14 protein-coding genes are annotated in these 21,874 nt (G+C 72.1%); 12 read left to right on the top strand and 2 right to left on the bottom strand.

The genetic code is table 11. The annotated features are described in order from the left end of the window. The first annotated feature begins 81 nt into the window (after positions 1-81). Both CCN29_RS03770 and CCN29_RS03765 read left to right on the top strand, forming a co-directional pair. Positions 82-12,030 carry a UvrD-helicase domain-containing protein gene (locus CCN29_RS03770; protein WP_086680037.1) on the top strand — a complete coding sequence of 3,983 codons (11,949 nt, stop codon included), beginning with the start codon at positions 82-84 and terminating at the stop codon, positions 12,028-12,030. Positions 12,031-12,042: 12 nt separating this feature from the next. Next, complete coding sequence (locus CCN29_RS03765; RefSeq protein WP_086680035.1) at positions 12,043-12,276, top strand: hypothetical protein; 234 nt, start codon at positions 12,043-12,045, stop codon at positions 12,274-12,276. On the opposite strand, the gene CCN29_RS03760 is transcribed toward CCN29_RS03765, so the two are convergent. Both CCN29_RS03760 and CCN29_RS03755 read right to left on the bottom strand, forming a co-directional pair. Further along, positions 12,266-12,514 (bottom strand): hypothetical protein, encoded by a 249-nt coding sequence (locus tag CCN29_RS03760; protein WP_086680033.1) that lies wholly within the window; start codon positions 12,512-12,514, stop codon positions 12,266-12,268. The genes CCN29_RS03765 and CCN29_RS03760 overlap by 11 nt on opposite strands. Further along, complete coding sequence (locus CCN29_RS03755) at positions 12,511-12,753, bottom strand: hypothetical protein (protein WP_143661271.1); 243 nt, start codon at positions 12,751-12,753, stop codon at positions 12,511-12,513. The genes CCN29_RS03760 and CCN29_RS03755 overlap by 4 nt, the downstream gene beginning before the upstream one ends. Before the next feature lie 83 nt (positions 12,754-12,836). Here CCN29_RS03755 and CCN29_RS35275 point away from each other — a divergent pair, with 83 nt between their 5' ends. The 10 genes from CCN29_RS35275 (at position 12,837) to CCN29_RS03705 (ending at position 21,768) form a co-directional block, all read left to right on the top strand. After that, entirely contained in the window at positions 12,837-13,466 is a 630-nt protein-coding gene (locus tag CCN29_RS35275) for a hypothetical protein (protein WP_143661270.1), read from the top strand. Between the two features lie 98 nt (positions 13,467-13,564). Next, on the top strand, positions 13,565-15,790 hold the full coding sequence (locus tag CCN29_RS03745) for an HK97 family phage prohead protease (protein WP_086680029.1): 2,226 nt from the start codon (positions 13,565-13,567) through the stop codon (positions 15,788-15,790). A 168-nt stretch (positions 15,791-15,958) separates the two neighbouring features. Next, positions 15,959-17,263: a phage major capsid protein gene (locus CCN29_RS03740; protein WP_086680027.1), complete on the top strand. Its 1,305-nt coding sequence runs from the start codon at positions 15,959-15,961 to the stop codon at positions 17,261-17,263. Positions 17,264-17,367: 104 nt separating this feature from the next. Continuing rightward, the gene (locus CCN29_RS03735; protein ID WP_241563042.1) at positions 17,368-17,637 is read left to right on the top strand and encodes a hypothetical protein; all 270 of its coding nucleotides are present in this window, start codon (positions 17,368-17,370) and stop codon (positions 17,635-17,637) included. Next, entirely contained in the window at positions 17,634-18,881 is a 1,248-nt protein-coding gene (locus CCN29_RS03730) for a hypothetical protein (RefSeq protein ID WP_086680041.1), read from the top strand. Before CCN29_RS03735 ends, CCN29_RS03730 begins: the two co-directional genes overlap by 4 nt. Before the next feature lie 76 nt (positions 18,882-18,957). After that, complete coding sequence (locus CCN29_RS03725; RefSeq protein ID WP_086680025.1) at positions 18,958-19,437, top strand: IPT/TIG domain-containing protein; 480 nt, start codon at positions 18,958-18,960, stop codon at positions 19,435-19,437. 113 nt (positions 19,438-19,550) lie between these two features. Next, positions 19,551-20,000 carry a hypothetical protein gene (locus CCN29_RS35560; RefSeq protein WP_086680022.1) on the top strand — a complete coding sequence of 150 codons (450 nt, stop codon included), beginning with the start codon at positions 19,551-19,553 and terminating at the stop codon, positions 19,998-20,000. Positions 20,001-20,149: 149 nt separating this feature from the next. Beyond that, on the top strand, positions 20,150-20,887 hold the full coding sequence (locus tag CCN29_RS03715) for a hypothetical protein (RefSeq protein WP_143661269.1): 738 nt from the start codon (positions 20,150-20,152) through the stop codon (positions 20,885-20,887). Positions 20,888-20,905: 18 nt separating this feature from the next. After that, positions 20,906-21,235: a hypothetical protein gene (locus tag CCN29_RS03710; protein ID WP_086680019.1), complete on the top strand. Its 330-nt coding sequence runs from the start codon at positions 20,906-20,908 to the stop codon at positions 21,233-21,235. Further along, complete coding sequence (locus CCN29_RS03705) at positions 21,235-21,768, top strand: structural protein (protein WP_442538226.1); 534 nt, start codon at positions 21,235-21,237, stop codon at positions 21,766-21,768. The genes CCN29_RS03710 and CCN29_RS03705 overlap by 1 nt, the downstream gene beginning before the upstream one ends. The last annotated feature ends 106 nt before the right edge of the window (positions 21,769-21,874 follow it).

Here is a 21,874-nt window from a genome sequence, read left to right as displayed (position 1 = left end):
CCGACGGCGCGGACCGCGGCCCCCTCGCCTGCCCCTGAGCGTGCGGAGCGGCCGCGGTCCGCGCCGTCGGACAGCCGCCCCGTGGCGGGTACGTCGCCGGCCGACATGACCGACGAGGAGATCGCGGACGAGGTCGATGACCTCCATGACCGGATCGAGGCGTTGCGCGATGCGACCGACTCGGTTGATCTCGCCTACCGCTTCCGGCTGGAGAAGCGGAAGTTCGACCTCGAAGACGCCGAGCGGCGCCGCTGGAAGCCGACCCCGGAGTACGACGACGACGGGAAGCTCAAGGAGCGGGACCGCGGTAACGTGATCCGCGACCGCCTGTCCGGGTACGGACTGAACGACGCGGAGGCCGTCGGCCTGGTCGAGCGGGTGGAAGACCTGCCCGCGGCGAAGGAAGGCAGCTACTCCGATGAGGAGTGGGCGCGGATCTCCGCCGAGGCTGCGGCGCGCGAGTCGTACCCGCCGACCGAAGAGCAGAACATCATCATCGAGGGCGCGGCCCGCCGCGGCCTGAACATGGCGGTGATGGCGCTCGCGGGCACGGGCAAGTCGTCCACGCTCAAGATGCTCAGCCACCGCATGCCGGGCAAGAAGATCGTGTACCTGGCCTTCAACCGGTCGGTGGCAGCGGAAGCCCGGGAGGCTCAGGCCCGCGGCGAGTACGCGAAGAACCTCACCGCGTCGACCGCGAACGCGTACGCGGCGAAGGTGGCAGACAAGCGGCTGAACAACCGGCTGCCGTCGAACCGGCGGAACGGCTTCAAGAAGCTGTCCGCGCAGCAGATCGCCGACCGGATGCGCTGGTACGACACCGTGAAGGCCGGGAACCGGGACCTCTCCCCGGGCGGTGCGGCCACGGTCGCCGAGCGGATGATCCGCGAGTGGGCCAAGTCCGCCGACGCGGAGATGCTGCCGAAGCACATCACCGGCGCCAAGAGCGCGCAGGAGCGGCGCGACCTGTTCAACGCGGTGAAGCCGCTCGCTGACCGCATGTGGGACAACCTCACCGACCCCACCCGCGGGGACCCGGACGAAGACCTGACGATGGACTTCGACTACATCGTCAAGATGTGGGCCCTGGGCGGGTACAAGCTCGACGCCGACACCCTGTTCTGGGACGAAGCGCAGGACGTCAACCCGGTCATGGAGGGCGTGGTCCGCGGCGCCCTGGCGCAGGGCGTGCAGGTCGTCGCGGTCGGCGACTCCAACCAGGCCATTTACGGCTTCCGGGGCGCCGCTGACGCGCTGGGCAAGCTCCCGGTGGACGCGCGGGCGACCCTCACCCAGTCGTTCCGGTTCGGGCCGGCCGTCGCCGACGCCGGTAACCGGTTCCTGCGGCTGCTGGGCACGCGGATGCGGCTCAAGGGCTTCGACCGCAAGCAGTCCCGTCTGGACACGATCAAGCCGGGCGACGAGACCATGGTCATCGCCCGTACGAACGCCGGTGTCGCGCTCGCCGCGGTGGAGGCGCTCAGCGCCGGCCGCCGGGTCGCGGTGTCCGGCGGTGTGAAGGATCTGCAGGAGTTCGTGCAGGCCGCCCGGGCGCTCGCCAACGGGGAGCGCACCGACCATGCCGAGCTCGCCCGGTTCAACGGCATGGCTTTCGACGACATCCTGGAAGCCGTCAAGGGCGACCCGGACCTGCAGCAGCTCAAGAGCCTGTTCGACCTGCTGGACAAGCACGCCGACGACATCGACAAACTGCTGGAGTCCGGCGCGCAGCGGGCGGAGACGGAGAACGTCGGCGGCCGCGTGTGGGTCAATCTCGACTGGAACGACCCGAAGGTCGACCAGCTCAAGCGGTGGCTCGGCGACGCGAAGACCAACGGCGTCGGCAAGCTGCTGTACGACCCGGCGACCCGCCGCTACTTCTACGAGCCCGGCAAGCGAAATGTGCCGTGGAAGAACGAGCGCTCGGGGCGCAGCGGCGTCCACAAGGTCGACAACAAGCTGAGCCTGGAAGAGGCGCAGCAGAAGATCGACGCGCACCTGGCCAAGCTGTACCCGCAGGAGGACAGCGAGGGTGGCCGCCTGGTCGATGAGAAGCGGGAACACGACGTTCTCGTGACCACGGCCCACAAGTCGAAGGGCCTGGAGTCTGAGCGGGTCCGGATCGCGGACGACTTCCGCGGCCCGGAGTACAACGAGCACGGCAACATCAAGTGGGAGACCATCCCCGACGATGAGGCGCTGCGCGTCGCGTACGTCGCCCTGACTCGCGCCACCGACGTCCTGGACGCCGGTTCGCTGGGCTGGGTGTTCCAGGCCACCCGCGAGGACGACCCGACGCTCCCGCCGAACGGTGACTACCGCCGGGACTGGGTGCTGGACGAGTTCAACGTCGGCGACCGGATCGACTTCCAGGAGGAGGACGGCACCCCGAACGTCGGCACCGTCGACCGGATCGACGCCCCGGGCATGTATGTCCGCTACGAGGTCGACGGCCAGGAGCGCGAGCAGTGGATCGGCCCGGCTCAGGTGCTTCGCCTGAACGGGCAGGGCCGGCCGCAGCTTCCGATCGCCTCGGATGACGAGTTGGACCGCGCTCTCGCCGAGGGCCGCTACGCGCCTGTCAGCACTACGCCGGCGCCCTCCGCGGACACGGCCCCGGCGCCGTCCCCGTCGGCGGATGCTCCGGAGGCCGCAGCCGGCCGCCGGTGGAATGTGGACGACTGGGTCGTCACTCCGAACGGTGAGGGCCGCATCATCGCCTCCGACGCTGACGAGGTCATCGTCCTGGACGGCGGTGGAGCTCCGCGGACGTACGAGCCCTGGCAGTTGTCGATGCCCGGGGAGGCGCGTACCGCCGAGCATGACGCCCCCACGGCGAAGGAAGCTGCGCGCCAGGAGAAGCGGCAGCAGGATCTGCAGGCGGCACAGTCTCCCGAAGGCCTGCGGCTGTTCTACGGGTCTCGTCTGGCCAACCTGGACCTGGACGAAGGTCACGGCCAGGTGCTGGACGAGGACGGCAACGTGGCCGGCTGGGTACGCCGCCGCGGTTCGGTGTGGCTGGGGCAGGACGCCCGCGGCGGCACCGTCCGGGGAAGCACGGCCGAGTCGGCGTCCGACCCGCTGCATGGGCCGCGAGAGGCCGCTCACGCGGTCGACAGTGGTCTTGGCGAGTCCCACATGCGGCTGCCGCTGCAGGACACCTCTTGGCGGCACCTGCGCCCGGAGGAAGGTCGGGATGAGATCCAGTACTCCGAGTTCAGCGACGCGCAGCGTGAGCAGTTCTTCAAGCTGATCAAGGGCTGGGAGAAGTCTTCCGACCCTGAGCTGAGCCAGGCTGCGCGGGGCTGGAGCAGAGGCCTGAACCATCAGCAGATGGAGCGCATCGCCGCAGCGTTCACCGCGGCCGCGGACGGTGTCGACACCTCGACGCCGGAAGGTCGCCGGGAGCAGGCCGTCCTCAACAGGGCGGCGGACAAGGTCCGTGCGCAGGCGCGGCGGGCGTGGCTCAACTGGCAGACCATGCCGCCGCCCGGTGAGCCGGACGTCGTCGGCAACTACGACAACCCGGATTGGGTCCCGTACGGGCACCGCGGTGAGGCCGACCGTCTGGAGGCACCCGCTCCCGCGGCTGCGGGCGACGGCGCCGATGCTCCGGCCGCGGCGTCCCGCTACGGCGGTGACATGGTGCCGGCGTCGGAGATCCGTGAGGGCGACTGGGTGTCCGTCGACCAGGACGACATCTTTGGCCGCGGTCCGGGCCGCATCGTCGGCAAGGTGACGGGCGTCAGGGTCTACGACGGCCGTGTCACCTTCGACGTCTCCGCCAAGAGACCGAAGTCCGAGAAGGGCACGTTCGGAGAGCACGCCATCGTGGGCCTCGGCGACCTGGTGGAGCGGCTGCCGGAGGGAAACCCGGGACGTGAGGACACCTCGGATCTGGCGCGGCGCCTGGAGGAGCACGAGGCGGAGCAGCGCGCGAGGCGTAAGCGGGTGCCGGAGGGCTGGACGGCCGTCGAGGACCCCATGTCGATCGAGATGCGCCCGGGTGACCGGTTCCGTGTCCGAGACCTCCCGGAGCACGGCACCAGGGGCCGCCAGATGTACAAGGAGGTCGTGGTCCGCGGCAGCGAGCCTGTGCGGTTCGACTCCGATGGCATCGCGTTGTGGGGTGACGAGCTCAACCCCTCGGTGCTGTTCAGGCAGCACAACATCGTGGCCGTCCCGGAAGACAGGGACGCTCGCAGCAAGGACCAGAACGCGACTGAGGCCTCTCCGCAGGCCTCCCAGGGCAGCCCTGAGGGGAGTGACGGCCCCGGGGGGCAGCAGACTGCTCCCGAGAAGCAGGACACGGACACGGCAGCCTCGGACACGACTACTCGTCTGCCTGAGGGCTGGAAGGCCGTTGACGGCGCGAAGTGGCTTGTGGTGAACCGGGGTGACAAGCTCCGCATCGAGGACGGTAAGGACGACCAGGGCCGGCCCAGGTATAGGACCGTAGAAGCCGCGGACTTTGTCCTGCACCTCTCTCGCCCCATGGGCTCGGGGCAGCGTGGCCCTACCCCTGGGGTTGGCGATGACATGCCATGGCAGATCGCCGGGGAGCGCGGGACGTGGTTCCGGCAGAGTCAGATCGTCGGCATCCCTGAGGATGTGGACGATACGGTGCACCGCCAAGTCGTTCCCTTCATCAGCGAGATGCACCGGCAGAAGCGAGACCGCCGTGAGGACTGGGACCTCTTCAGCCCCCGGAATGTCGCCAGCTATTTCGAGAGGAACGAGCAGCGTCCGAAGCTGTCTCCGGATATCAGCGATGAACCGCGCGCCGAGCTTGTCGACGTCGATCAGCTCGAAGTCGGGGACCGGGTCCGTCTCGTGACGGAGTACCCCTCTGGCCGTCGGGTGACTCGGGAGGGGTATCTGCTGGACCGGCCCCTCCTCGGGGCGCACGCGCGGGCGGCGAGCTTGTACCCGGGGTACCGGTTGCAGCTCGGCGACACCCCGGGGGAGGAGCCGACGGACTCCAAGCACGGCGTGACGCTGCTGCTGGGCGACAAGATCGCGCGGTTGCCTGCTCTGGACGAGCCCGACGAGCGGGTGGACGGCCCGGAGGACGACGACCAGCAGGCGCCGAAGGGGAACCGCGAGGAGCGGGAGGAACGCCGCGAGCGCGAGGGCGGCAGCGGCGGGGGTGGTGAGCCTCCGAACGGCGGCGATGCCCAGCAGCGTCCGGGCGACGACGAGAGCGGCCAGGATAGTGGCCGCCAAGAGGACGGCGACCAGGAGGACCGGGAGGACGACGACCGTCGCAGGCGGCGGAACCGCTCCGGCAACGACCGGCCCCGCCCCGAGGGTGCAGGCCGCGGCCCGGACCTGCCGAGGCCGCGCGTCCCGCACATGCCCGACATGGACAGCGACGCGCCCGACGACGGTCCGGACGGTGACGCCCAGCGCGACGGTAACGGCACCGGCCAGGACAGCGACGCTGGCCGGACCCTCGACCGTACGGCGGCCGCGCGCCGGTTCGGCTCCGCCGACCGGATGCGTGACCTCGCCCGCCAGGCGGTCGCCGTGGACGACCTCGGCCCGGCTGGAAGCTATGACGAGGTGTGGATGGACGGCCGTCTGATCGGCCACGCCATCCACACGACCGGTGACTCGTGGGCGCCCTACAGCAAGTTCATGCGGGCTGATCACCCGAACTTCCTGGAGAGGGAAGGGGCCGTTGCTGAGCTCGTGCGCCTGGCGCAGGAGCACGGCGAGCTGCCCGTCGACCGGCTCGTGGCGTCGATGCCGTTCATCGGCAGCTATGTGGTGCGTATGCCGAGCGAGGCGCCCGGCCGGCTGGACCTCACTCCCGAGGAGAGCGAGCGTTGGCGGGCACTCAGCGGGCTGTTGGAAGACCTGCGCGCGGGGCGTCCGGCGAGCGGGAACGTCGCTGACGCCATCTCGCAGGCGATCGACGAACTCGACTGGGTGACGGGCCGCTACAAGCCCAACCGTGACGAGTTCTGGAAGCCCGGCGAGGACGTGGCGGGCCTGCGGGGCTTGCTGGACACCATCCAGCCGGAGAACCCGCGGGCCTCCCACCACCACGTCAGCAAGGCGCGGGCCGCGTGGAAGGCTCTCCAGGCGCTTGAGGAGTCCGGTTCTGCGGGCACCGCAACGCCGATCCGGGACCTGCGTCCGGGCGACGTCGTCCGCGTCATGGGCAAGCGGCCGTCGTGGGACCTCTATGACACCGAGTACAGCGGCTACCTGCGTGGTACGCCGAAGAGGGTCACCCGCAGCCGTGACGGGCAGAAGGAACGGGTCTGGCAGCTCCGTCTTGGCGCCACTCCGTGGGACGACAACCCGGACGAGGAGCGGGTGACGCCGCGCGATGAGGTGACCGTTCAGGTGCCTGCCGACGGCACCGGCAGTCTCCTGGCCCGGGCCGGCGACGTCGACATGCCGGCCGAGGACTACGTGGCGCGCTCCCGCGCCACGGCGAGCGGCCCGGACGGCGCCGGAGCGGGCACGGCCGGTACGGACGGCCCGGGCGCCGGTTCCGTGGCGCCGGAGGGCGACAGCTCGCGCGTGCCCAGCACGGACGAGATGCGGGAGCAGTACGCGACGGGTGAGAAGGAGATCATCAGCCCGGAGGGTGAGCGTGTGCTCTTCGGGTCGCCGGAGCGGATGCGGGAGCTCGCTGAGGAAGGCGCCGCACCCACCCCTGCGCTCCAGGCCGACCAGGGAGAGCAGGTGTGGCGCAATGGCCGCTACATCGGCCGTCTGTTCGCACCGCACCGTTTCGTCAACGCCGACGACCCGGAAGAGGTCTGGTGGAGTCAGGAGCCGTGGGACAGCCGAGGGATCAACTTCTCCACCCGTGAGGCGGCCATCGCCAACCTCGTTCTGCGGGACAAGGAGCGCGGGGAGCCCGACCTGAGTGTCGTGCCGGAACGCCTGGCCCGGGGCATCGCTCTGTACGACGACGGCCTCGCGTTCGACCCCGACGACGAGTTCCGCGGCTACCCGTCGTTGGAGGACGACGCCGACGACATGCGCCGCTACCGAGGTCTGCGCGCTCACCTCGCCCAGCTCGGGCGGGGCGAGTCCCCCAGTGGCAACGTGGCGGACGACCTGGCCCACGCCCACGATGAGCTGTTGTGGCTCGACTCCACGCACTACAAGGAGCCCGAGAGTGAGCAGGGCAAGGGCCACATGGTCGGCCCTGGTTCGCTCGCCCGGATGTTGGGCGATGCGCTCAACTCCCTGCGGCCCGAGGACCCGCGGGCGACCCACCATCAGCAACGGCAGGATCGTGCCGCCAAGCAGTTCCTCGACCAGCTCAAGGCCGACGGCGGCGAGAGCCGCGCGGTGAGCGTGCCGGTCGGCGAGCTCCAGCCGGGCGACATCGTCCGCCTGTCGGGCCGCATCACTGGCCTGTACCCCGGGGCGACGGGTGACCAGATCGGCTACGTCGTGGGCAAGCCCGCCCGGGCGACGATCACCCAGAACGGCAAGCGGACGCAGGCGCGGCGCATTGCCCTGTCCCCGAGCCCGCGCAGCCAGTACGGCGTCGGCGGCTCGACGTTCCTCATTCCCGCCGATGAGAACGTGCGCCGACTGATGGCTGCGGGCGATGTCCGCCTGCCGCTGGACGAGCACACCTACGGGCGGCAGCTCGGCGAGACCTCTCGCCTTGACCACCCCAACGGTCTCGACCGGGCCCCGAGCACCAGCTCGGCGCCTGACGCTGGTTCCCCGGAGCCCGGGCAGCGGGACGCCCGGGCCGGCGGTTCGGCTGCATCCCAAGGCGGCGAGGAGATTCCGAGCGGCCAGGCTCCGGCCCGGTCGGAGGACAGTCCGGTCACGGGCGGCGCGGCTGCACCGTCGCAGGGCGGTGCGGCTTCCCGCAGCGGTGACACTCCCGCCCGCGGTACGGACGCCTCCCCGACGGCGGCGGGCAGCCGCAGCACGGGCAGCGGCCCGCAGTCGGGCGAGCGCACTGGCGCGGGTACGGGCGGGGCCCCGGCGACCCGTCCCCGGCAGAGTGAGGCGCCCGCCGCTGGCACCGGCGCGGACGAACTCACGGCCGCGCCGGAGCCGGTCGGTGGCCGGCCCGCCGAGTGGGTGCGGGTGTCGGACATCGGAGTGGGTGACCTGGTCCGCGTCGATGGCACCACCAAGCGCGGCACTGCGCGGACTCTGGCCGGGTACGTCGTGGACGGGCCGAGGGAGATCCAGACGACCCAGGGCCGCAAGATGCAGGGCAAGCACCGCGTCCTGATCTCCGACACCCCCGACGGTGCGGGCAGCCCTGTGTGGGTGAGCCCGGACGCGGCCGCGGCCCGCGCCACCCGCGACGGCAACGACACGACCGTCGCGGAAGGGTCCCCGCGCACCGGCGCCGACTCCGACGTCCTCACCGGCCGGATCTCCGGCCGGGTGGCCACGGACGGCAGCGGCAACGGCCTGTTCCCCGGCTCCCTCGTCACCGACGCCCGCGGCAACGACGGCGTCGTGGTCGGCTCGAACGCCTCCACCGTGCAAGTCCGCTTCGGGGACGACCGCACCGACGACGTCCAGGCGCCGAGCTCGCTGAACGTCACCGACGGCGGCGCCGCCCGGCCCGCCGGGTGGACGCCCGACGGACACCGGGTCGACGTCGGCCACGTGGTCGGCGACCGGGACGGCAACATGCTCGGCACCGTGGAAGAGGTCGACGGCGACACCGCGACCGTCGCCACCCCCGACGGCATGACGCCCATGCCGGTCACGGGCCTGCGGGTCCTGGGCGGCACCGCAGACCCCTCCGGCCAGCAGCCGAAGGTGGCCCGCATGGAGCGGGTCACCGCCGGGGACCTGCGGGAGGGTGACGTGATGGTCCGCGACGGCCACCCCACGAAGATCACCGGCATCGAGCGGGACGAGGAGACCACCCTCATCGGCTCGGACGACCCCGACGCCGGTGAAACCGACTGGCAGGCCGTGCCCAACGGCACGCCCGTCGACCGTGCGCTCGACGCCCAGGGCGGCGCCCCGGACCTCAGCCCGGAGGACACTCCGAAGCCCGCCGAGCCGATCACCTCCCACGAGCCGCAGCCGCACGTGGAGCCGGTGACCGGGCCGACGGTTGACCCGCAGCTCTCCCCGGAGGAGCGGGACGCCGTCACGGACCGCAGCGCCGCGGCGACCAGCGACCCGGACGCCGAGCAGGGCACGGCCCGCATCGGGCAGGACCTGCCGGTCACCCCGCAGCAGGCGTCTGCTCTGGCTGACGACCTGCGCGAGGGCGCCGACCCGGCCACGCCGGAGGGGCGCGCCGCGAAGCGGGCCGCTGACCGGCTGGACGCGGCCGCCGGCAGTGGTGGACCGGAAACGGACGCCACTCCGGAGCCCGGCACGGTCGCCTCGGTGGGCGAGGGTGACACCATCGCCCTGCCCAGCGAGGACAACCCGGACGAGATGGCCGCGTACCGCGTCGTCCACATCCAGGAGTCCGCCGGCGGTATGCGCGTGCTGACCGTCGAGGACGGCGACGGGATCCGCTCCAAGCGGACCCTGGCCTCCGGCGATGCGCTGTATCAACTGCCCGAGCCGGACGTGGAGCCGCAGGCACCCACACCGTCCCCGGCCCCGGCCGCTGACCCGGACGACGGCGGCATGACCACCGAGGCCCGTTACCTGCAGACCGGTGACGTGATCGTGGCGCCGGTCAACGGGGAGCCCGCCCGCCTGCTGGTGGTGGAGGCCACCCGCAGCGAGGACCGCAAGACCGTGGACCTGCGGCTCGTCAACGCTGACGGCCAGTTCATCCGTCAGACCGTCGCGGCGCGCGCGCCGTTCCGGCCCCTGGGGGACGACGACAGCATCACTGGTGGCGGTGTCGCCGACCAGGACGACATCAGCTACCAGCAGGCGAACGAGCTCCGCAGGGGCGATCACCTGGTGTTCGGTCCCGGAACCAACGGTTCGGACTGGTTCACGCGCCGGGTGCAGTCCGTCGACGTCGGCGACGACCGGGTGACGGTCGAGCTCGAAGGGGTGGCTGGCGGCCCGTCCAGCACCGTCCACTTCCAGATCATGGGCGGCGCTCTGAGCGAGACCGTGCGGGTGGCGGGCCGGGAACGCCCGGCGGCCGCCTGGTTCGCCGCGAACCAGGGACGGCTGACTCCGGAGGCTCCCGCCGCCCTGTCGGCGCCGACCCCGGACTCTGCCCCGGACACGGACGGGCCGCGGGACCCGAACCCGGCCCCGGACTGGGACACGGTGCAGAGCAACTACGCCGACGCGGTGGCCCGCGCCGTCGTGGACAGCGCCATCGAGGGCACCACCACCCCGGGCAGCATCCACGCCCTGCGGCAGCAGATCGCCGAGAAGGTCACCACCGAGGCGCTGAGGGACCCGCTGCAGAACCTGCGGCGGGACCTCACGGCCGAGGTCGACCTTGCCGGGGTCACCGGGGACGACCGGACTCGGCTCCTTGCCGGGATGCGGCGCGCTGCGGCGCAGGCCCGTACCGCCGCGGTGAGGGCCGCGGTGCGCACCCTGGACGACCTGGAGCCGCTGGACGGGGAAACCCCCGAGGACACCGCGAAGCGTGCGGCGGAGCTGCTGCGCCTCATCCCGGAGTCGCTGCGCAACCGGACCGAGCCGAGCCTCAACGACGGTGACAGCCCGTCGGCGGGCCGGGTCGCGGACGAGGTGAGCAGCCACGTCAGCGACGCGGTCACCGGTGCTCTGCACGACCTGGACGACGGCCCGCTCACCCCGGAGCGGCGCGCTCAGATCGTGGCGCGGCTGGCCGGTCAGATGGCGAACTCCCGGGATGCGGCCGCCCGCCGGATCGCCGGGCACCTGCCCGACGCGCAGATGCCGGGCATCCTCGCGGCGCTCGTGCAGATCGGCCGCCGGGTGGTGGAGCTGGTGGCGGCGTTCCTCAAGGGCCTCGCCGCCGCGGCGATCGGCGCGGCGCGGGCTGTGGGCCGGTTCGTGAAGGGCCTGGCCCGCCGCGTGCGGTCGTGGCCGGAGACGCGCCGACTGCGTCGTGCCCAGCGGTCCCTTCCGCGTCCTGCGGACGGGCTGTCGCTGGCGGAGCGCATGGCGCACTGGGGTCGGCTCCTTCCCGCCCCGGGCCGGTTCGGTCAGGTCGCGCGCCGTGCCCGCTGGTACCGGCGGGCGGACCGGGCGGCGCTGGCCGCCGGGCAGATGCCTGCGGTGCAGGACGGGATGCGGTGGACTGCGGACCGTGCGGCCGACCGTGGCCCGGGCGTACAGGCGCTGCGGCACCTCGCCGCGGTGCGGGCGGCCGGCAGCGATGTGGACGGCGAGGTGATTGCCCGTCTCACGGCGGCCGCGCCGGAGCTCGGCGACGACCCGCACGGCACGGTGCGGCACGCCCGCCGGTACGCGGCCCGGGCGGATGCCCGACTGCGGGACCTGCGGGCGGCGGCCGCCGGCGGGACCCCGGACCTCGGGCCGGAGATCGACGCGGCCCGGCTGGAGGCGCAGCACGCGCGGCAGGAAGCCGACCGGCTTCACGCCGCGTACCGGGCGGCGCTGCCGGAAGCTGTCCGTGACGCGCTCGCCCAGGTGCGGGAGATGGGCCCGGCCGGTCGTGACCGGCTGACCCTGAGCACTGGCAGCGACGCGGAAGCGTCGCGGGCGCTGGTAGACGCCTCCCGGTACGTCCCGCGGGACTGGCTGGCCGACCGGTCCGCCGGGTTCCTGACGGCCGTGAGCGGAGACGCAGGCGGCTACGACGTGGACAGTGGCACGGCCACGGTCGCCGACCTCGGCGACGGCGGCCGCAGCACCGCGGCGCACGCCCTGCTGGCTCACCTGCAGCAGCACTACCCGGATCTGCAGGCCGCTCAAGAGGCGTTCGGGTTCGTCCGGACGCACACCGGCCGGCCCGGGGCGCGGCGCTCCTCGGTCGACGTGCTGCTGGAGCGGCTGTTCGGCGGGGACCAGGTGGTGGAGGACGAGATCGTGGCCCGCGGGCTCGCGGCGATGTTCTCCGGCGACTGGTACCGGGATGACGACCTGCGGGCGTTCCTCATGGGACTGCTCGCCACCCGATAAGGAGCACGAGACATGATGGTGACGGGAACGCTGGAGGACGGTTCCGCCTACGAGGTCCAGATCCCGGGCCCGAACGGGGAACCGGTCGCCGGTTCCCGCCGCGTGAGGGCGATGGTCGAGCAGCACGCCGGTTCACCGGTGCTGCTCGGCCCGCTCGGGCCGCGGCGGGCCCTCGGCCCGCAGGACAGTGCGGCGGTGCTGGCTCTGCTGCGGCAGGAGACCTCGGTCGCCGAGGTCAGACGGTGATGGCGAACACCCACAGGTGAGGCTCAGCGCCCGGGATGATCACGTAGTGGACGATGGCGGCGCGCGTTGTGATGACGCGCACCGCCTCGTCCATCTCGTACTTGTCGGCCTGCGGCCACGACCACGGGTCTTCGCACGCGCGGACGATCGCCTCGTGCAGCTCTTCCCGGTCGGCGGCAGGAAGGTCACGGATCGTCTGGCCGACGTGGGCCGCGAACCGTGCGGGGACGGCTGTCACCTGCCGAAGACCTCCGCCATGCTCATCGCGCCGTCCTGCGGCCGGCCGTCGGCGTCCCACCGCGCGTAGGAGACACGCGCCAGCTCCAGCGCCCGCTCATCGCGGTCCCCGCCGCCCGGCGCCTGCGCGGCGCGCAGCACCGCCGCCACGTAGTCGTCGACCGGCAGCCCGTGCCGCCGGGCCTCTTCCTGGACCGCGGCCGCCAGGCCGTCATCCACGGACACCGTCAAGACAGTCATGCGTTGAGAGTAACGACCCGGCGGCGGCCGCGGCAGGGGATCAGGCCGAGACGCAAGCGGCCGCGGACCCGACGCTGCGGCCCGTGGACTACAGATTCTCCGTGAAGGCGCTGCCCCAGTCCGACGACCCGGCCGCGCCGTACCAGGACCAGGGCCAGGGCGCCGGCCAGCCGCCGGAGCTCCAGCCGCCGCACCAGGACGACGCCCGCCCGTGGGCCGGTGACGCCTACGACGAAGGCGACGAGACCGACCCGGCGCAGGCCTTCGCGTCGTTCGCCGGGGACGCCGGACAGGAGGCGTGGCTGGACAAGGCCGTGGACGGGACGCTCACGGGCTGGGTCCGCGACGAGACTGGCCAGGTGTGGCGGTACGCCGACCCGGACGCGTGGGCGATCGACGTGGACGACGCCGGTATGGCGCAGACCGGCGGCACGGGCGGACAGCCCGGCGCCGGGGACCCGGCGGTGGGGGACCCCGCCGTGGGCGATCCGGCCGCGGGCGACGGCGGCGGCCTTGAGCTGGACTACGGCATGGCCGACGAGGTCGTTCCGTCCGACCCGGCGGCCGCGGACGAGTTCCCCGAGGACGAGGACCCGGATGCCGAGGACACCGACCCGGCCGACGGCACCGACCCCGACGAGGAGGATCCCGACGACGAGGAAGAGGACGAGGAGCGCCCGGGCGGCGGGAAGAAGGGCAAGCCGTGGGAGTAGTGCCCTGCGGCCTGTGACGGGGGGCACGGCAGGACGCTAACCCTCCCGCAGGGGCACGGTGCCACTCCCCGCACCGCCCGCCCCTGGAGGAACCCGCCGTGCCGAGTTCGCCGCCCACCGTCCGCCGCCGCGGCAAGAAGGGCATCGTCCGCGCCATCTACGCCGTCACTGGCGTGGTTGACGACGTCGATGACCTGATCCTCCCCGGGGCGTTCACCCGCACCCTCAACTCGCGCCGAGTGAAACCGGTCTGGCACCACGACTGGAAGGAACCGGTCGGCAGCGTCCTGTCCGTCGAGGAATGGATGCCGGGCGACCCCCGCTTCGCGTCCATCCCGGGCGGCTCGGAGTGGCCCGCGGCCGCCGGTGCGCTGGCCGCCACCGTCCAGTACAACCTGCGCACCACCCGCGGCCGCGACGCCTACGAGCAGGTGATGCAGTGGCACGAGAACGGCGAGGCGCAGTTCTCCATCGGCTTCAAGGTCCCGCCGGGCGGCGCGTCCAAGCGGCACGACGGCGTGCGCATCATCAACGACCTGGACCTGTACGAGATCAGCCCCGTCCTGCACGGCGCGCACCCGATGACGCGAAGCATCGAGGTCAAGGCTGCCAGCACGCAGCAGGGTCGGCCCATGGAGCTCAAAGCGACCTGGTCGGCTGTCGAGCTGAAAGCGGCGGAGCAGCAGGTCGGCGACGGGGTGATGGTCGCGTTGAAGGTGCCCCGCGACGTCGCCGAGAAGATCGCGCACCCCGACGGCACGGCGGCCGAGCACCTGCACATCACGCTCGCCTACCTCGGCAGCGTGGGGGAGCTCGGCGGGCATCCGGACGACCTGCGGGACATCGTCACCCCGGCCGTCGCCGACAGCGGGCCGCTGACGGGCAGCATCGGCGGTATCGGCCGCTTCCCAGACAGCGGGGACGGCGAACCTACCTGGGTGCCCGTGGACGTGCCCGGCCTGGCCGAGCTGCGGCAGTACGTCACGCAGGCCTTGGCCACGTCCGTCTACTCGGAAGCGGTCCGGGACGATCACGGGTTCACCCCGCACATCACCCTCGGCTACAGCCTGCCCGACATCCCGCCGGTGCCGTCCACGCCAGTGACTTTCTCGAGCGTGCACGTCGTGCGCGGGGAGGACGAGTTTGAGATCCCGCTCGGCGACACCCCGACGGAGGAACCCGCGCGCGCCCCGGCCCCGCGGCCGCAGCGTGAGCCCGCCGGGCGTCCGGCGCGCGCTCCGGCCCCGCCGCTGGAAGGGAAGTCCGCGGCCCGGATCGTGGTGGAGGCGAAGGCCTCCGGCGGCTGGGACAAGAACCGCGGCAACGCCGAGAACCTGCGCCACTGGTACACCCGCGGGGAAGGTGCAGCCCGGATCGGCTGGGGCACCGGCGGCGACTTCGACCGGTGCGTCGCCATCGCCTCAGAACACATGAGCGCCGAAGAGGCCAAGGGCTACTGCAACCTGCGCCATCACGACGCCCTCGGCATCTACCCCGCCACCCACGCCGCAGAGACCAAGTCGGCGGCGCGCGTCGTCCTCGAAGCCAAGTCCGCTCAGCCCGTTCACCTCCCGGAGCGCATCATGACCAGCCCTATGCCCTACTCGTTCGAGCAGATCCGCGACGAACTCGCCAAGGCCGCGCGCGCCCTGTTCTCCTCCGGCAAGGAAGGCGACTACCCGAGCGGGCTCACCGGGCCGGCCGAGTGCTACGTGAGTATCGAGGCGACCTACCCGGACCGGGTCATCGTGACCCGCTACGACGACGGGGAGCAGTCCTACTCCATCCCGTACACCACGGCGGGCCGGGACGTGGCGCTCGGCGTGCCCGTACCCGTCAAGCTCACCACCGTCGCCACGCCCATCACCGGTGTGGAGCGGCCCGTGGGCGTCGAGGAGGCCGTGCACGCCCGCTACATCCAGCCGACCGGCCGCGCGCTGGACGACGCCGCCACCCTGATCGAGGTGTCCGACGCCACGCCCGAGCACCTGGAAGGCCTCAAGCCCACCGTCGAGAAGCTGCTGCGGGCCCTGACGAAGAAGGGCCTGCCCATGGACAAGGCGCCCAGTGCCGGGGACGACTGGCTCGGCGAGTACACGGTCACCGACGGCTGGGACGACGACGAGGACACCCCCGACGCGGAGATCGACTACGACGACTACCCCGAGGACACGGCCGCGGCCGTGGGCGACGACGAGATCCCCTACGCCGACACCGAGCCGGCGGCTGTTCCCCAGGGGAACACCCCGGCCGACGAGGACGACGACGAGGTGACTCTCGACCCCGCGGAGGTGAAGGCGGCCCTCGCAGGCCTCGCTCTCTGACCCCTCCTCAACCTCGGGCTCCCAGCTCCGCGTTCCGGCGCGGAACGGGAGCCCGAGACGCTAACCCCGCATGTGCTCTTCCATCGCCTCCGCGTTCGAGGCGTCCCGGTGCTGGCCGGGCGAGCGACGCACGCAATCGCCCATCCAGCACAGGAGAGTGCAACCGAAATGGCCCCCACCGACAAGAGCCTGCTCCGCAACCTCAAGCAGCAGCTCAACGAGAAGTCCGCCGAAGCCGAGCGGATCGCAGGCACCTTCAAGGAGGAGAACGGCGCGTTCGTCGTCTCCACCGAGCAGCGCAACGCGTACGTCAAGGCCGTCAAGGACGCCCAGGAGATCAAGTCCCTGATCGAGGCCGCCTCCGGCGCCCAGGAACTCGGCCAGTACCTCGACGCCCCCGAGGGCAAGTCCGCGGCCGGCCAGTACTACGGCGGCTCCGGCTCCGGCTCCGGCACCGAGATCAAGACCCTCGGTGACATGTTCGTCGCGTCCGACGCCTACCAGGCGGCCGCGGCCGCCCAGTTCAAGGACCGCCCGTTCATCCGCGCCGAGATCGAGGGCAAGTCGATCTTTTCCCTGTCGGCCGGCACCCAGACCCACCCGTCCCTCGGTGGCGTCCAGGACCTCGGCATCACCGACGCGCAGCGCCGCAAGTGGCACATCCGGGACCTGTTCCCGAAGGCCACCACGAAGAACGCGATCCTCCAGGGCATCCGTGAGACCGGCTGGGTCAACAACGCCGCCCAGGTACCGGAGCGCCGCGCCGCCGACGGCGTCTCGTCGCCGACCGGAGCCGACAGCGACGTCTTCGGCAAGGCGCCCCGCTCGAAGCTCACCCTGCAGCCGGTGTCCTTCCCGGTCGCCGAGATCGCCCACATGCTCGACGGCCACAAGAACATCCTCTCCGACGAGCCGCGACTGAAGCAGTTCATCAACTCGCGCCTCATCGAGGGGATCAAGTTCGCGGAGGACTACGACCTGCTGCACTCCGTCGGCAACGACGGCCAGTCCATCACCGGCCTGTTCAACACCCCGGGCGTGCAGCAGTACACCGGCCAGAACACCGACAAGTTCTCGATCCAGATGCGGCGCGCCATGACCAAGGCGCTGCTCGCCGAGTACGAGCCGACCGGCGTCGTCCTCTCCCCGTCGATGTGGGAGCAGGTCGAGGTCGAGACCGACGACACCGGCGCGTTCCGCGTCGCGCTGCAGGTCGCCGTCGGCGCGCAGAAGAAGGTGTGGCGGATCAACGTCGTGGAGACCACGGCGATGCCGGACGAGAAGTACGTCCTCGGCTCCTTCGGGATGGGCGCGCAGATCTACGACCGCGAGAACGTGTCCGTCACGGTCTCCTCGGAGAACAGCGACAACTTCGAGCGGGGCGTCCTCACGTTCCGCGCGGACGAGCGCCTCGCCCTGGAGGTTTCCCGCCCGGAGTCGTTCGTCATCGGCACGTGGACCGACCCGGTGTAATCCGGCGGGGCCCGGCACTAGTCAGGCCCCTCTGGCGGTGACCTACTGCGGGGCCGGACCAGGCGGCCCGGCCCCGCACCCACACGCAGAGAGCGAGGACTGCCGTGGCAGACACCACCGGCCTGAGCACGGCCCTGACCCAGCTCATGGAAGAGCCCGAACCGCCCCGCGGCATGCGCTGCACGGTCGGCGCGATCCTGGCCTCTCTCGACACCCCCACAGCGGCCAAGCTGAACGAGCTGCTGACCACGCCGACGGTGACCTCCGTACGGATCGCTGACGTCCTCACCGGCAGCGGCTACCCCGTGCAGGCGCCGTCCGTGGCACGCCACCGGCGCCGCGGCGCCTCGAACGGATGCCGGTGCCCCCGATGAGCCTTGATGACCGACTGGACGCGCTGCTGGCCCCGGCCGCGGCCGCGCAGTCGACGCCGCCGGAGACGACCCGGCCCGCGGCCGCCGCGCCGAAGGGCTGGGAGCCGGGCGTGCGCTACGAGCCAGGCGGGGCGATGCTCGTCACCGCGCCGGCCGCCGAAGCGCCCGGGCAGGACGAAGCCGACTGGCGGGCGCGCGTGGAAGAGCTCGGCCTTGCCGTGCCCGACCACTTCCGTGTGCGGCTGGTGGAAGCCCGACACGACCCCGCCGCGTGGCACCGCGACGCCCAGGGCGAAGACGCCGTCACCCGGCCCGTGTGGCGCTGCAGGTTCCTGATCGAGCCCGCCAGCCCGGCGTGGAAGTCCGCCGAGGACATCGACACCCTCGTACGGGATGCGATGCGCAGACGGCGTAAGCCGCGCCCCGCGGTGGGCGCGGTCGAGCGGGCCCTGGTCGTGGTCTACGCCGACGCCCAGGCGGGCAAGGTCGGCCGGGACGGCGGCACTCCGGAGCTGATCGCCCGGATCGCTGACCGCTTCGACCGGCTGGACGACCACATACGGGACCTCAAGGCCGTGGGCCGGGCCCCGACCGCCGCGTACTGGCTGGACGGCGGGGACTGCATCGAGGGGTTCGAGAACACGACGCAGCAGGCTTTCACGAACGATCTGACGCTGACGGAGATGATCCGCGTGCACCGGCGTCTGACGTTCGAGGGCCTTGACCGGCTCGCCGGGCGGTTCGGACGGGTGGTCGCGGCGACGTGCGGCTCCAACCACGCCCGCGTGCGGCGCGGGAAGGACGCTGTCGGCCCGCCGGCGGACGACTGGGGCATCGAGGTCATGAGCCAGGTCGCGGACGCCTACGCCCGCAACGAGTCCGCGTACGGGCACGTGTCGTTCGTGGTGCCGGAACGCTGGCGGGACACCGTCAGCCTCGACATCGCCGGGACCGTCGTGGGCCTGGCCCACGGGCATCAGTACCCCCGCCCGGAGAAGGCCGGGGACTGGTGGCGGGCGCAGACGTTCGGCCGGCAGCCGATCGCCGACGCGCAGATCCTCGTCACCGGGCACTACCACCACTTCCGTGCGCAGCAGCTCGGCAACGGGCGGCTCCACATCCAGGCGCCCACCCTCGACTCCGGGTCCGACTGGTACTCGGTGCGCTCCGGTGAGGTGTCCCAGCAGGGCCTGATGGTGTTCTCCGTCGGCCCCGACGGGTGGGACGACCTGCGCATCCTGTGACGCGGTGCAGTGGGCGACCGTAGCGGGCCCGGTCGGGCACCCTGCCGGGACTCGACACCTGAGAAAGGGGCTCCTCATGGGCCTGTACAACTCCGCCGGCGCCCGCATCACCAAGGCCGGTTTCCCGTCGTCCGCGGCCCCGGACCCGGAGCGGATCGTCACACAGGACGTCTACTCGACCAGCACCTTCGACAAGGGCAGCATGCGCGAGACCCGTGACGGCGCCCCGGAGGGCTCCATCAAGACGCTGCTGTTCCGGGCCGGCGCGCGGGTGCGGCAGTCGCAGATCGACGCACTGTTCCCTCCGGCGACCATCGCCACGATCGTCCCGTCGACGGGCCCGGCGGCCGGGGGCACGGTGGTCACGATCACCGGCACGAACCTCGACGGTGTCGCCGACGTGAAGTTCGGTGCGACGGCGGGCACGAACCTCAAGGTCCTCACCTCGGGGCGGCTGGAGGTGACCACTCCGGCCGGGGCGGCGGGCGCGGTGAGCGTCGTCGTCGGCGATGAGGCGGGGACGGTGACGAAGACGAACGGCTTCACCTACTCCTGATAGGTCCGCGGGCGTCGCGCTGTGCTGGCCGGGCCGGTTGGGCACAGCGCGACGTAAGCGTGGGCCGGACGTCAGGGTGTGTGCCCTCAAGCCCCGCGCATCTGGAGGAAGCTGTGGCAACGACCCGCACCCGCAAGACGGCCGAGGACAAGGCGGCCGCCGAACCCGGCGAGACCACCGAGCCCGCCGAGGACAAGGCCGTGCCCGACGGCACGGTGGAGACGAAGACGCCGGACGTGGCGCCGCTGGACCCCCCGCACGTACCGGAGCCGCCGAAGGCGCCGGACACCCCGGTCGGGCCCGAGGGCCTGGTCCCGGCGCAGCTGGGGGACCGCATCGTGGATGAGGCGACCGGCGAGGCGCCGGCCGACCTCGACGGGCTGTTCGAGGCGCTGCCCCCGTACGGCTACATGGTCCGCTCCCGCGTGCGCCTGGTGGAGCACGTCGGCATGGGCACCTACCGCACGCCCACGTCCCGCCTTCTGGTCCCGGCCGGGGCGGACCTCAAGCGTGAGGACGCCGACCGGATCCTGGCCCGGCTGCGTGAGCAGCGCGGCAAGTAGGAGGTGAAGACGTGACGGTGTTCCCTTACCGGCCTGTGTGGGCTGGGGCGCAGTGCGATCCCGGCCCGGACGGCGGGCAGGTCACCCGGATCGACCTGTACTCGACTCCCGAACGTGACGGCACCGCGGTGGCAACCGCGGGGCCGGCGGTGCGTATCGGAGAGGACCGGTACGAGTTCACGATCCCCGGCGAACTGGCTGACGGCCGGTACTGGTGCACCGTCACCTTCACCCCGAGCGAGGGGGCGGCCCCGGTCACGGACCGAACGGTGCGGCTCGATATGCCGTTCGGTACCGGGCTGGTCGCCTCACCCGAGCAGCTCGCCGACGAACTGCACGTGCCGCTGCCCCTGAGCGCCGCGCAGCGGGAGACGTTCCGCACCGCGCTGGAGAAGGCGCAGGCGGAGGTGGCGGCCTATCTGCAGCGGCCGCTGGTGCCGGTGCCGCAGACGCTGCGGCAGGTGGCGCCGACGCCGTTCTTCGCGCTGACCGATCCGCGGGCGTGGCCGGTGCCGGACGTCGATGACGCCGTGAAGGTCGTCAGCTACGAGTTGGGCGCCGATGACGCGTACACGGTGCGGCTGCTCATCGGCCTGGACGCGGCCGCCGAGGCGCCGATCGTGCACTACGTGATCGCGCACGCCGCGGAACGCATCCGCAGCGGGCCGGGAGGCGAGGAGGTGGCCGGCGGCGGCCGCCGGGTGTCGTCCGTGTCCGCCGAGGGCCAGTCGATCAGCTACGAGGCGGCCCCGGCTGCGGGACAGGCGGGCGCACTGCCCACGCTGGACTCGCTGCACACCTACCGGCGTCGGCTGTGGCGACCGCTGCCGACGGCGGCCGCGTCGCCGTGGCCGTACGGCGGCCGCCGCCGCTTCACCCGCTGGTGAGCAGGAAAGGGGCGTGACGTGGCGGTGCTCCTCCCGGACCGGGAGCTGACGGTGTACGTGCTCGATCACCCGTGGGAGAGGGACGCGCACGGCGTGCCTGTCCCGCCGCCGCCGGACGCCCGGCCGGCTCCGCGCGGGACGTGGCCGGGCGCGGCCACCGAGCAGGCTGACGAGTCGTGGACTCTGCGGGTGGACCCTGCGGCGTGGCGGCTGCGGGAAGGCGACGTGATCGGCGACGGCACCCGCACGTGGACCGTGGTGAGCGCGCTGCTGCGGAAGGTACCCGGGCACTCGGCCGCGGACTACATCGCGGTGACCGCCACCCTCAACCCTCCGGAGGTGCCCTGATGGGCGCGAAGTTCCATGTGGCGCCAGGGCTGGAGCAGCGCCTGGCGGTGATGATCGCACCGAAGGTGCACGAGATCGCGCGGCGGGTGGAGCGTGAGGCGAAGGTGCTCGCGCCGCCGACGAAGCGGTGGGTGACCGTCGCAGACGACAAGATGCGCCACACGCATATCCAGATGAACGGCCAGGAGGTGCCGGGCAATCTGCGGTTCGAGCTGAACAGCATGAAGTGGGACCGCGATCACCGCGGTCTCGGCCCGAAGACATACATGCTGATGCCGAAGGACGAGAGCTCGCGCGCCGTGGCCAACCTCAAGTACTGCGCGTGCCGGGCGGACACGATCCCGGACGGGATCTCGAAGAACATCCGCACCCTGCCGCCGGTGGTGTCGGGGTCCACGGTGACGGTGTCGGTGGTCGCGCAGGGGCCCGGGGTAGTCCCGGCGGAGGTCGGCACGATCTACCCGGGGAACTTGGAAGCGAAGGGCGTGTTCTACATGGCGCGCGCCGCCGCGGCGGTCGCCGCAGCCCGCTGAGAGGTGTTCCCCGGGGGAACACCCCGACGGTGGAGGGCGCGACACTAGCCGCGCGTGCGGGCACCCTTCCGCGTCATGACGAACACCAGGAAGACCACCACCACCC

The organism is Streptomyces pseudogriseolus (genome assembly GCA_002154585.1).
Classification (GTDB): domain Bacteria; phylum Actinomycetota; class Actinomycetes; order Streptomycetales; family Streptomycetaceae; genus Streptomyces; species Streptomyces pseudogriseolus.
Note: the sequence above shows the minus strand (reverse complement) of the source record. Positions and strands in the feature narration are given on the sequence as shown.